At 70.5% G+C, this 11,575-nt stretch carries 8 protein-coding genes; all 8 read right to left on the bottom strand.

Annotated features, from left to right (window positions below; genetic code table 11):
* Nucleotides 1–12: 12 nt before the first annotated feature.
* The 8 genes from RIC11_RS08225 to RIC11_RS08190 all read right to left on the bottom strand — a co-directional run bounded on the left by RIC11_RS08225 (nucleotide 13) and on the right by RIC11_RS08190 (nucleotide 11,545).
* Nucleotides 13–1,440: an MFS transporter gene (locus RIC11_RS08225; RefSeq protein WP_350210163.1), complete on the bottom strand. Its 1,428-nt coding sequence runs from the start codon at nucleotides 1,438–1,440 to the stop codon at nucleotides 13–15.
* Between the two features lie 22 nt (nucleotides 1,441–1,462).
* Entirely contained in the window at nucleotides 1,463–2,992 is a 1,530-nt protein-coding gene (locus RIC11_RS08220; protein WP_350210161.1) for a glycoside hydrolase family 10-like protein, read from the bottom strand.
* A 291-nt stretch (nucleotides 2,993–3,283) separates the two neighbouring features.
* The gene (gene amaB / locus RIC11_RS08215; protein WP_350210160.1) at nucleotides 3,284–4,822 is read right to left on the bottom strand and encodes an L-piperidine-6-carboxylate dehydrogenase; all 1,539 of its coding nucleotides are present in this window, start codon (nucleotides 4,820–4,822) and stop codon (nucleotides 3,284–3,286) included.
* Entirely contained in the window at nucleotides 4,819–5,964 is a 1,146-nt protein-coding gene (locus RIC11_RS08210) for a saccharopine dehydrogenase family protein (protein WP_350210158.1), read from the bottom strand. The genes amaB and RIC11_RS08210 overlap by 4 nt, the downstream gene beginning before the upstream one ends.
* 265 nt (nucleotides 5,965–6,229) lie before the next feature.
* Nucleotides 6,230–7,030 (bottom strand): DUF1338 domain-containing protein, encoded by an 801-nt coding sequence (locus tag RIC11_RS08205; RefSeq protein ID WP_350210156.1) that lies wholly within the window; start codon nucleotides 7,028–7,030, stop codon nucleotides 6,230–6,232.
* Between the two features lie 123 nt (nucleotides 7,031–7,153).
* Nucleotides 7,154–8,194, bottom strand: a complete 1,041-nt coding sequence (locus RIC11_RS08200) for a S66 peptidase family protein (RefSeq protein ID WP_350210154.1) — start codon at nucleotides 8,192–8,194, stop codon at nucleotides 7,154–7,156.
* On the bottom strand, nucleotides 8,191–9,429 hold the full coding sequence (locus tag RIC11_RS08195; RefSeq protein WP_350210152.1) for a dipeptidase: 1,239 nt from the start codon (nucleotides 9,427–9,429) through the stop codon (nucleotides 8,191–8,193). The genes RIC11_RS08200 and RIC11_RS08195 overlap by 4 nt, the downstream gene beginning before the upstream one ends.
* Nucleotides 9,416–11,545, bottom strand: coding sequence for a serine hydrolase (locus RIC11_RS08190; protein ID WP_350210151.1), 2,130 nt, complete (start codon nucleotides 11,543–11,545; stop codon nucleotides 9,416–9,418). The genes RIC11_RS08195 and RIC11_RS08190 overlap by 14 nt, the downstream gene beginning before the upstream one ends.
* Between the last annotated feature and the right edge of the window lie 30 nt (nucleotides 11,546–11,575).

The raw sequence follows: 11,575 nt of genomic DNA, 5'->3' as shown, positions 1-11,575 counted from the left end.
AGCGGGCGCGGCCTAGCCTTCGGCGAACGCGTCCTCCGGGACGGTGCGGGCGATGTAGGCGGTCACGAGCAGGCTGGGGATCGTCGCGACGACGACCCACACGAAGAACCAGAAGTAGCCGAGCTCGCGCTGGATGTCGCCGGAGATGAAGCCGGGGATGGCCATGCCGAGGGCCATGAAGCCCGTGCAGATCGAGTAGTGCGCGGTCGAGTGCTCGCCGCGAGCGATGTGGATCATGTAGAGCAGGTACGCGGCGAAGCCGAAGCCGTAGCCGAACTGCTCGGCCGCGACCACGCCGGTCACGAGCCAGTACGAGTCGGGCGTCCACGCGGCGAGCAGCGCGTAGAGCGCGTTGGGCAGGTTCATGGCCAGCGCCATCGGCAAGAGCCACCGCCGCAGCCCGCCCTTCGCCGCGGCCATGCCGCCGAGGATGCCACCGAGCGTGAGCATTCCGACGCCCACGTAGCCGTAGATGACACCGACCGTCTCGACCTCGAGGGCCATGCCCCCCTCGCTCCGCGGGGCGAACAGGAAGGGTTTGGCGAGCTTTGTGAGCTGCCCCTCGGAGAAGCGATACAGCAATAGGAAGACGATCGCGGGCACGATGCCCGGTTTCTGGAAGAACGAAACGATGGTGTCCCGCACTTGGCTGGCGACCGACGCGAGCCGGTTCTCTCGCGGCGCACCCGGGGCCCCGCCGGCGAGGCTGGCGGCGGTTTCCTTCGGCAGGCGCGGCAGCGCGAGCGCGTGGTACAGCGCGAAGGCGCCGAACAACACGGCCGCGCCGGCGAAGGTCCACGCCCACGCCAGCGGCTTCTCCATCTGGTTGTCGAGCACGCCGGCCGCCTGCAACATGCCGCCGGTCACGAAGATCATCGACAGCCGGTAGAACGTGCTCCGCAGGCCGACGAACCACGCCTGCGCGCGGTCGGGCAGCGCGTCGATATAGAAGCCGTCGGCCGCGATGTCGTGCGTGGCCGACGCGAAGGCGATCACCCAAAACAGCGCGAGGGTGGCCGAGAAGAACGACGCCCCCGGCAGCACCCAAGCCGCCAGCCCGAGGGCCACCGCGACAAGCGCTTGCGTGCCGGCGATCCACCATCGCTGCTTGCCGAAGACCTCGACGAACGGGCTCCAGAGCGGCTTGATCACCCACGGCAAGTAGAGCAGGCTCGTCGCGCGGGCCATCGTGTCGTTGTCGACGCCCAGCTGGACATACAGGTCGCCCGCCAGCGACATCACGATCAGAAACGGCACGCCCTCGGCGAAGTACAGCGAGGGGACCCACGCCCAAGCGTAGCGCCACGCGGACCGGGAGGGCGGCCCTTTCGGTTCGACCGGCGCCGTCGCTCCGGACACGCCCGGGTCGGTCGTCCCGGCCGTGGCGCGGCCGTTCACGTCGGGCGTGGGGGCCGGGGTGGCCTTGGTGTCGTCTTCCATGCAGGCACTCGGGCGGGGGTCGTCAGGGCGCGTCGAGCAGGGCCGCTTCGCTCAGCTCGCCGAGGCGGCTGGCCGCGCGGATCGCGACACACTCGACGCCCTCGGCCGGGCCGATCGTCGCCTCGCGGCGCGCCGCCGGCAAGACGGCCGTCGACCACCGACCGTCGCGGAGCGTCTGCACGACCCACACCAGCGGCTCGCCCGCGCCCGCTTCCCACACGACCTTCGCGTCGCCGGCGCCGGACGACCAGCGGGCGCCCGATGGGGCGGCCGGCTCGCCGCCCTGGGGCTGCTCGACCCACGGCGAACGGGGCACGAGGGCCGGCTGGGCGTAGGGGCCCTCTTGGAGCGCGTCGATCAGGCCGCCGTAGTCGCGTGCGAGGGCCTTCATGCTGAAGTGGATGTTGCCGCCGGCGCCGTCGACCTCGCGCGTGACCTCGATCTGCCGCACGATCTGGTCCGCCTCCCAGCCGCGCCCCTCGCCGCGCCCGACGCGCGACGTGAACAAGCCCGGCCACAGGTGCCGCTGCTGGGGGTTGTGCCCGGCCCACCACCGCAGCAGCACCGGGTAGCTCTGCGGCTTCTGCTCGATCGGCCAGTAGAGCTGCGGCGCGAAGTAGTCGACCCATCCTTCCTCGAGCCACAGCTTCGCGTCGGCGTAGAGCTTGTCGTACGGGTCGAACCCTTGGATCGACGGCGGATGCCTCGGGCGCCAGATGCCGAACGGGCTCACGCCGAACAGCACGCCCGGCTTTGCGCCGCGGACCTCGCGCGAGACCGCGTGGATGAAGTCGTTGACGTTCTGCCGCCGCCAGTCGTCGCGCGCCAGGGGCTCGCGGCCGGCGGCCTCTTCCTTGTCGGCGTAGGCGCCGTAGGTGGCGTCGTCCGGGAACGGGACCTCGACGGTTTCGCCGTCGGCGTTCTTCTCCGTGACCGGGTAGGGGTAGAAGTAATCATCGAAGTGGAGGCCGTCGACCTCGTAGCGGGTCACGATGTCCTTGACCACCGCCAGCGAGTGGGCGGACGCGTCGAGGTCGCCCGGGTCGAGCCACCACTGGGCGCCGTAGCGGCGGACCATCGACGGGTTCCGCTCGCCGGGGTGGCCCTCGGGCAGCTCGTCGCCGCCGCTCGAGTGCCACGCGCGGTACGGGTTGAGCCACGCGTGCAACTGCAGCCCGCGGCGGTGCGCCTCGTTGCACGCGAACTCGAGCGGGTCGTAAAACGGCTCGGGCGCGGCGCCGTACTCGCCGGTCAGGTAGGGGGACCAGGGCTCCAGGTCGCTCTGGTAGAGCGCGTCGCACGCGGGCCGCGCCTGGAGCACGATCGCGTTGAGGTTCAGCCGAACGGCCGTGTCGAGCAGCTCGATCAGCTCGCGCTGCTGCTGCTCAACGGAGAGGCCCTTTTTGGATGGCCAGTCGATGTTCGCCACCGTGGCGATCCAAGCGGCGCGGAACTCGCGCGGGGGCTCGGGCGGCTCGGAAGCGGCGGCCCAGCAGGAAGTGATGAGTGCGGCGGCGAAGAGCGCGCCGGTCAGCGATGAGGGTTGGTGCATCCGCTCAGCATAACCGACGCGCCGCGGCGCCTGGGCGTGCGACCGCGCACCGGCCGCAACGGGTAGCGCAAAAAGAGCTGTCGGCTGTCGGCTGTCGGCTCGGAGAAGCTGCCCCGAATCCGTCGCCGATTTGGGCGCGCCAGCCGCCCTGCTTCGGCAGCGCGTCATCGGGGTCTGGAGACCCCTCCCACCGACTAGCGCCCCACCATGCCGCCAGCCTCGCCGGCTCACGGCCTCGGGCCTCACCCCTCACCCCTCAAGCCTCAAGCCTCAAGCCTCGCCCCCTCCACGTCAGTCGGAGCCGAACTTGATGCCTTGCGACAGGGGCAGCTCGCTGCCGTAGTTGATCGTGGCCGTGCTGCGGCGCATGTACTGGCGCCAGGCGTCGGAGCCCGATTCGCGGCCGCCGCCGGTCTCTTTCTCGCCGCCGAACGCGCCGCCGATCTCCGCGCCCGAGGTGCCGATGTTCACGCCGACCAGGCCGCAGTCCGAGCCATCGGGGCCGAGGAACGTGTGGGCCTCGCGCACGTCGGTCGTGAGGATCGACGAGCTGAGCCCTTGGGGCACCGCGTTGTGCAGCGCGATGGCCTCGTCGAGTTGGTCGTACTCGACCACGTAGAGGATCGGCGCGAAGGTCTCGGCGTGCATCACGCTCGACTGCTCGGGCATCCGCACGATGGCGGGCTTCACGTAGCAGCCGCCGCCGGCGCCGGGGTCGACGGCGTCGCCGCCGCAGAGGACCTCGCCCCCCTCGTCCTTGGCCTGCTGCAGCGCGGCCTGCATTTGGCCGGCCGAACGCTGGTTGACGAGCGGGCCGATGAGGGTCGACGCGTCGCGCGGGTCGCCGATCGGCAGGCCTTGGTAGGCCCCCTTGAGCCGGTCGACGAGTTTGGCGGAGATCGACTTGTGCACGAACAGCCGCCGCAGCGACGTGCACCGCTGGCCGCACGTGCCGACCGCGCCGAACACGATCGCGCGTTCGGCGAGCTTCAGGTCGGCCGACGGGGTGACGATCATCCCGTTGTTGCCCCCCAGCTCGAGCAGGCACCGCCCGAGCCGGCCGCCGACGACCTGCGCGACCGCGCGGCCCATCGGCACGGAGCCGGTCGCCGAGACCAGCGGCAGCCGCGGGTCCTCGGCCAGCGCCTGACCGACCTCCTTCGCGCCGATCACGACCGACGACAGCGCGGGCGGGCAGTCGCCGAGGGCCTCGGCCGCTTCGACGAGCACCTTGTGGCAGGCGAGCGCGGTGAGCGGGGTTTGCTCGGAGGGCTTCCACACGACCGGGTCGCCGCACACGAGGGCGACCATCGTGTTCCACGCCCAAACCGCGCAGGGGAAGTTGAACGCGGAGATCACGCCGACCGCTCCGAGCGGTCGCCAGCTCTCGATGAGTTGGTGGTCGGGCCGCTCGCTGGCGATGGTGTTGCCGTAGAGCTGGCGGGAGAGGCCGACCGCGAAGTCGCAGATGTCGATCCACTCTTGGACCTCGCCCTCGGCCTCGGCGACGATCTTGCCGGCTTCGAGGGTGATCAGTTCGGCGAGCTGCTTCTTCTGCTCGCGGACGCGGCGGCCGATCTCGTAGACCAACTCGCCGCGGGCCGGCGCGGGGCGGGAGCGCCAGGCGAGGAACGACTCGTGGGCGGCGGCGATCGCGCGGCCGACGTCGGACCGGTCGGCCTGGCCGACGGGCATCGTCGCGGCGCCGTCGATCGGCGAGACCGGCGAGAACCGCTCGCCGCCGCCGGCCGCGTAGTCCCCGCCGATCGCGACGCCGGGCGCCGCCGATCCCCCCGAGGCGGGCAACAGGTCGCGTTGGGCGGGCGTCATGCGATGGGCTCCGGGGCGTCTTTGACAGAGATCGGCGTGGTCACGTCGGTCGCTAGAGCGAACGGCTCGCCGAACTCGTTGGCGAGGAAGTCGGCCAGGCGGATGTCCTCTTGCCGCACGAAGCCGGTCGGGGGCAGCTTGCCTAGCCGCCACAGGTCGACCGCCACGCACAGGCTGCTGGCCGTGGTGATCTGGATCGAGCTGGCCGGAACGCCGGCGATCGCCCCATGGTACACCTTGCGGGCGATCGCCGCTTGCTCAAGGCGGCCGTTGCGGCGGCCGGTCACGGTGCAGAACGCCAGGGTCAAGTCTTGCACGGTGGTCGGGATCGACTCCTCCATCAGCTCCTTGAGCAGACCGCGGCGGCGCTCGAAGTGCAGGCCGTGCAGCAGGAAGGTCATCAGGTAGTGGTGGCCGACGTAGCGGACGGTCTTGTAGTCCAGGTCGGTGACCTTGCCCTCGAGGGTCTCGCACAGCGTGCCGAGGCCGCCGGATGTGTTGAAGGCCTCGTAGTCGACCCCGTCCAGGGCGAACCGCTCGAGGCCCTCCATCGGCTGCAGGTCGATCTTGCGGCCGCCGCGGATCGCCTCGCACGGGTTGCAGTACTCGTTGATCAGGCCGTCGGTCGACCAGGTCAGGTTGTACTTCAGCATGTTCGTCGGGTAGAGCGGCAGCGCGCCGACCCGCATCTTCACGGTGTGCAGCTCGTCGAACTGACGGCACAGGTCGGCCGCGAGCACGCTGATGAAGCCCGGCGCGAGGCCGCACTGCGGCATGAAGATCTGCCCCTCCTTCGACTTGGAGGCCGCGTCGCGCACGAAGCGCGTGGCGGCGACGTCCTCCGTGAGGTCGAAGTAGCTGCAGCCGGCCTCCGACGCGGCCATCGCGATCGGCGGCGTGAGGTCGAACGAGCACGCGCTGATCACCGCGCGCCGGCCCTTGAGGAAACCGGCCAGGGCCGACGTGTCGGAGACCTCGACCCGCTGGGTGGCGACGGGCGTCTCGCTGTGGACGGAGTCCAGCGCCGCCTGCACGTGGTCACCGAGCAGCACGTCGTAGTGGCCGCTCGTGTGCAAGTAGCGGGCGATCGCGCGGCCGATCTTGCCGGCGCCGAGGATCGCGATGGGCAGTTTGTCGCTCAAGGGAGTCCCCAGGCGGGAGGCGGGAGGCAGGAGGCGGGGCTTCGGGGTGTTCGTTCCCCGCGCGGGCGCGGGGAGCACGGGGGTTGTCTCGCAGAGCCGCGGCCGTCGGGGAGCGACCAATAAGTTGTCGAGCCGACTGGTCTCACCGCAAAGGTCGCCGCTCTGCAACAGCGATCTCTGGGTCCCCTATGCGTCTGCGGTGATGCTCGAGTCGGTACTTACGCCAGTGGGCCGCAAGAACGCCGGCTCACCAAGTGAGGGCTGTTTACTTCGCGTCGGTCGACTCGAAGATGCGCGACGCGCTCGTGGCGACGAAGCCCTGGAACAGCTTGCCGTTCTCGTCCGGGTATCGCTTCGCGAACTCGTAGTAGCAGGTGGGCGTGTCGCGCGTCTCGCCGCCGGCGAACTGGGTCGGCGCCTTGTCGGCTAGGGTCGACCCTTGCTCCAGGAGCTGCTCGGGCGAGCCCTTCACCCGCCCGCCCGAGTCGTTCACGCCGTAGCCCAGCTCCTCGACCACCTTGAGGACCCCCTCGACGCTGTCGGCCGAGTCGAGGTCGTTGACGCTGATCGTGAAGTGGTTCGGCCGGATGCCCATCGTGGCCATCCACGCGGCGTACTCGCTCTCGGCGCGGAGGGTCTCGTACTCGTCGAGGGTGACCGGCGACCACAGCCGGCCCGACCACAGCACGTCGGGCGACTCGACCCGCCCGGGGTCGACCTCGCTCGCCATCCGCCGGAGGATCGCGGCCGACGCGTCGGACAGCTGGTCGGTGAGCAGCTCCGAGAGGAACACGCGCGGCGCCTCCGGGGCGTCGGACGTGTAGCCCCACGCGCGGAGCTTCTTCTCGGGGAACTCGTACGGCTCGTACCGCTTGTAGCCCACCGCGAAAAGGTGCGGCTCGAGCGCCTCGAGGCCGATCGGCTCGAGCGCCAGCGTGCGGAACGCCACGTGGTCGTTGACCACCTTGTCGCCACGCCGCACGAACGCGTCGTGGATGACTTGGGCCTGGGGCGTGGAGGACGTGTAGTCCTTCCACAGGTGATCGAAGAATTCGGTGGCGTTCATGCCCCTCAGTCTATTGCTCGGCGGCGGGGCATCAACGACCGGCGGGGCGGTTCTGCGCGGCCGCGTTAAACGGTTGCGCTGCGGGGCGCGTTGGAGGGCTCCGGCGGGGGCGCCGGGACCGCTTCAGTCCACTTCGACCGGCGTTTCGAGCAGCTCCACGCGGCCCGTGTCGCCGTCGACGAGGAACTCGCGCCCGAAAGGGAGGGTCGCGTTCTGCTCGACGTGGCCGGCTGGGAAATTGGCGACCACCGGGTAAGGGGCGTCGGCGAAGTAGTCCGCGAAGACCTCGTGCAGGGTGAGGCTCGACTCGTCGTCGCCGGCGTCGCAGCCGCGGAACTGGCCGAGCACCACGGCCGCCGGCGAGTCGAGCGCGCCGGACTGCTCGAGCTGGCGGAGCATCCGGTCGACCCGGTAGGGCGCCTCGCGCACGTCCTCCAGGAACAGCACGGCGCCGTCGGTCTGGGCCGCGTAGGGCGTGCCGGTCAGGGCCGCCAGCAGCGACAGGTTGCCGCCGGTCATCCGCCCCCGCGCCTGACCGCCGGCCAGGCAGACCCGCGGGCCGAGCCCGTCGGGCTGCTCGTAAACGACGCCCGCAGCGCCGCCGTTCTCCGAAGCGAGCAGCACGCGCCAGAAGTGCTCGGCCGCGAACGGGGGCATGCCGCCGTCCGAGCCGAGCCCCCACTGCGGGTTGGGCGAGTGGAACGTGCCGAAGCCGGCCTTGGCGGCGATCGCCAGGTGCAGCGCGGTGATGTCGCTGAAGCCGATGACCATCTTGGGATTGGCGGCGATGGCGTCCCAATCGAGCAGGTCGAGCATGCGCGTCACGCCGTAGCCGCCGGAGCCGGGGAAGATCGCGTCGACCTCGGGGTCGGTGAACGCGCGCATCAGCTCGTCGGCGCGTTGTTGGTCGGTCCCGGCCAGGTAGCCGCGGCGGCGGAACAGGTCGTCGGGCACGATCACCCGGAAGCCCATCTCCTCGAGCCGCTGGGCGGCCAAGCGGATGCGGTCCTCGATCAGCTCGCCGGCCGGCGCGACGATCATGATCGTGTCGCCGGGGCGGAGGGCCTTGGGCTTTGTCGGCGCGGCCGTGGCGGCGACGGTCAGCACCGCCGCAACGAGCGCGGCGCCGCCGAGAGGGAGCGTTCTGGCAAAGAGGGGGCTCATCGCTGGTCGGTCTCCTCGGCCACACGTTCCACCGCGCGGAACACCCGCATCAGGTTCTCGCCGAGCACGCCGCGGACCTCCTCTTCGCTGTAGCCGCGGTCGAGCAGGCCCTGGGTGATGTAGGGGTACGTCGACACGTCCTCCAGCTGCTCGGGGAGCATGCTGACGCCGTCGTAGTCGGAGCCGAGGCCCACGTGCTCGATGCCCGCGACCCGGGCGATGTGGTCGATGTGGTCGAGCACGTCGTGGATGGTGCCGCGCGGCGAGGGCTTGTCCTTGGCCCAGCGGTCGAGCTCGCGGCGGATGGCGTCTTGGTCGTCGCCGTAGCGGGCCTCGAGCTCGCGCTGCTTGGCCAGGCGCTCTTTGTTGATGCTGGCCGAGTCGGGCACGACGAACGCCGAGAAGTAGTTGACCATGACGACGCCCCCCTCCTCCGGCAGCCGGGCGAGCACGTCGTCCGGCACGTTGCGCGGGTGGTCGGCCACGCCGCGGGCCGAGGAGTGGGAGAAGATGACCGGCGCGTCGGAGACCCGCATCGCTTGGTGCATGGTGTCGGCCGACACGTGCGACAGGTCGACCATCATGCCCATGCGGTTCATCTCCCGCACGACCTGCTCGCCGAACGGCGACAGGCCGCCGCTCCGCTCCTTGTCGGTCGCGGAGTCGGCCCAGTCGAGGCTGTCGGAGTGGGTGAGCGTCATGTAGCGCGCGCCCTCCTCGTACAGCTGGTTGAGGACCGACAGCGAGTTCTCGATGCAGTGGCCCCCCTCCACGCCGATCAGCGACGCGATCTTGCCTTGCCCGCGGGCGCGGTCGATGTCGTCGGCGGTGAGGGCGAGTGTGAAGTGGTCCGGGTAGCGGCGGATCATCTGCTTCACCAGCGCGATCTGCTCGAGCGTGGTGGTCAACGCGGCGCCGCGCCGCGCGGTCCAGACCGGCGCCCAGACGCTCCAGAACTGAGCGCCGACGCCCCCCTCGCGCAGGCGCGGGATGTCGGTGTGCAGCGTGGGCTGGGGCTGGGAGATGTCTATCCTGTCGAACGACGAGTCGCCTTGCGTGCGGACCTCCCAGGGCATGTCGTTGTGGCCGTCGATCACCAACGCGGCCCCGTGCAGCCGGCGGGCGGCGTCGGTCAGCACGATCGGCTCGCGGTCTTCGGCCATCGCGGGCGGCTTCGTGGTCAGCAGCAGCAGCGCTGCGAGGGCGGCGGCGCGGCGGGGATTATTGCTGGTCATTGGGGTCTCCGTCGCCCGAGAGTAGTTCTTGCCAGGCCCAGCGGTAGAGGTTGCGGCTGTCGGCGTAGCGGGCGTCGCTGCACGAGGAGCCGAGCACGACGACGATCAGTCGCTTGCCGTCGCGGACGCCGGTCGACGCCAGGCACGCGCCGGCCCGGCCGGTGGTGCCGGTCTTCACGCCGTCGAAGCCCTCGATGCCTAGCAGCCGGTTGGTGTTGTTCCAGACGACATTGCGCTGGTAGCCGGTGACCGAGTCGAGCGTGGCCGACTCGCGGCGTGTGCCGGTGATTTCGCGGAACAGCGGCAGCTGGCGCGCGGCGTGGACGAGCTTGACCAGGTCGCGGGCCGAGAGCTGGTGGCCGTCGGCGGTGAGGCCGTGCGTGTTCTCGAAGTGGGACTCGTCCATGCCGAGGAGCTCGGCGTGGTCGTTCATCGCTTCGATGAACTCGGCGAGGGGAGAATCGTCGTCCTCGTCGTCGTCGTCGTCGTCGTCCTCGTCCTCTTCGTCCTCTTCGTCCCCTTCCTCTTCTTCGTCCTTGTCGTCGTCGTCGTCGTCGTCGTCGTCGTCGGGCTCGGCCCGTTCGCCGAAGTGCTCGGCGAGGGCGACCGAGGCGTCGTTGCCCGAGGGGAGCATCAGCCCGTACAGGCACTGCCGCACGGTGAGCTTCTCGCCGGCGCGGACGTCGCTGGTGGAGCCGGACGTGTCGTCGGCCGCTTTCGTGAAGACGATCTCCTCGTCGAGGACCGACGGGTCCTTCTCGGCGAGCTTCAGCACCGTGTACGCGGTCATGATCTTGGTCGTGCTGGCCGGGTCGCGCGGCTCGGCGTCGTTGTAGCCCCAGAGGACCTCGCCGGTGTCGCCGTCGGCGATCGCGTAGGCCTTGCAGGTGACGACCGGCGGCCCGTCGAGCGGGTCGGCCGGCTCGAGCTCCGCGAGCGGCGCCGGCTCGGCCGACGAGGGGGGCGGGTCGTCCTCCTCTACCAGCGGCCCCAGCGCGCGCCACGTGGCCATGTCGACCCGGCCGGAGGGCTCGAGGCCGGCCTGCTCTTGGAACTTCTTGACCGCGCCCTCGGTGGCGGGGCCGAAGTCGCCGTCGACGCCGATGCGGTCCTTCTCGTCGAGCTTGGCGTTGACCGTCCGCTGCAGGTCGGCGACCAGGTCGCCGTCGTCGCCGACGGCGAGCACGCGGGCGGCCGGCACGGCGTCCTCGTCGGTGTCGCCGACGAAGTGCGCGTAGACCCGGCGCCCGAACTCGGCGGCGAGCAGCTCGGCCTCGTTCTCGTCGGACCAGCCGGTGTCGTCGTTGTCGGTCGTGAGCAGGCAGTAGGCGATCGGGCCGGCCTTCGACTCGATCACGCCCGCGTCGGTGCGCGACTCGGAGACCGCGCCGGTCTTGTTGGCGACCTTCACGCCGTCCGGCAGGAAGCGGCGGACCTTCTTGTCGTCCTGGCACGCGCGTAGGTGGCCGAGCATCGCGTCGCACGACTCATCGGACGCGACCTCTTTCCCATAGAGCTCCGTGAGCAGGCCGACCACCTCGGCCGCGGTGGTGCTCCCCAAGCCGTACTCTTTGCTCCGCTCCGGCGCGATCGACAGGTCGCGGCGCCAGACCTTCGCGTTGAGCCGGGTCTCGGGGTAGCCGAGCTCGTCCATCAGCTCGGTGGTCGAGCCGATGCCGATCTGGTCGATCACCAGGTTCGTGGCGGTGTTGTCCGAGTAGACGATCATCAGGTGGATCGCGTCGCGTAGCGGGAGCTTCACGCCGGCGGAAAAGTGCTCCGTGAGCACGCCGGAGCCGGGGACCTTGTCTTCCTCGGCGAGCGTGAGCTGCTTGTCGAGCGAGAGCTCGCCCGCGTCGACCCGCCGGTAGGCCTCGATCATCACGGGCAGCTTGATCAGGCTGGCCGTGGGCATGACCCGGTCGGCGTTCCACTCGTAGGACTCGCCGGTCTGGAGGTTCTTCACCGCGGCGGCGACTCGGCCGCGGTGCCGGTCGAAGAGCGACGCGATCTCTTTCTGCAGCACGTCGGACTCGCTGGGATCGCCCTTGGAATCCTCCGCCGTCGCGAGGGCGCACGCGAGCAGCAGGGCGAGCATCGGGAGGGGCTTTGTCATAGGTCGGTCGCGATCGGTGGGGGTGTTCTC

It is taken from the genome of Botrimarina sp. (assembly GCF_040219535.1).
GTDB lineage: Bacteria > Planctomycetota > Planctomycetia > Pirellulales > Lacipirellulaceae > Botrimarina.
Note: the sequence above shows the minus strand (reverse complement) of the source record. Positions and strands in the feature narration are given on the sequence as shown.

Coding starts and splice junctions, on each gene's coding strand:
- RIC11_RS08190 (WP_350210151.1), bottom strand. CDS start 11,545: ATGACAAAGCCCCTCCCGATGCTCGCCCTGCTGCTCGCGTGCGCCCTC.
- RIC11_RS08195 (WP_350210152.1), bottom strand. CDS start 9,429: ATGACCAGCAATAATCCCCGCCGCGCCGCCGCCCTCGCAGCGCTGCTG.
- RIC11_RS08205 (WP_350210156.1), bottom strand. CDS start 7,030: ATGAACGCCACCGAATTCTTCGATCACCTGTGGAAGGACTACACGTCC.
- RIC11_RS08220 (WP_350210161.1), bottom strand. CDS start 2,992: ATGCACCAACCCTCATCGCTGACCGGCGCGCTCTTCGCCGCCGCACTC.
- RIC11_RS08200 (WP_350210154.1), bottom strand. CDS start 8,194: ATGAGCCCCCTCTTTGCCAGAACGCTCCCTCTCGGCGGCGCCGCGCTC.
- amaB (WP_350210160.1), bottom strand. CDS start 4,822: ATGACGCCCGCCCAACGCGACCTGTTGCCCGCCTCGGGGGGATCGGCG.
- RIC11_RS08225 (WP_350210163.1), bottom strand. CDS start 1,440: ATGGAAGACGACACCAAGGCCACCCCGGCCCCCACGCCCGACGTGAAC.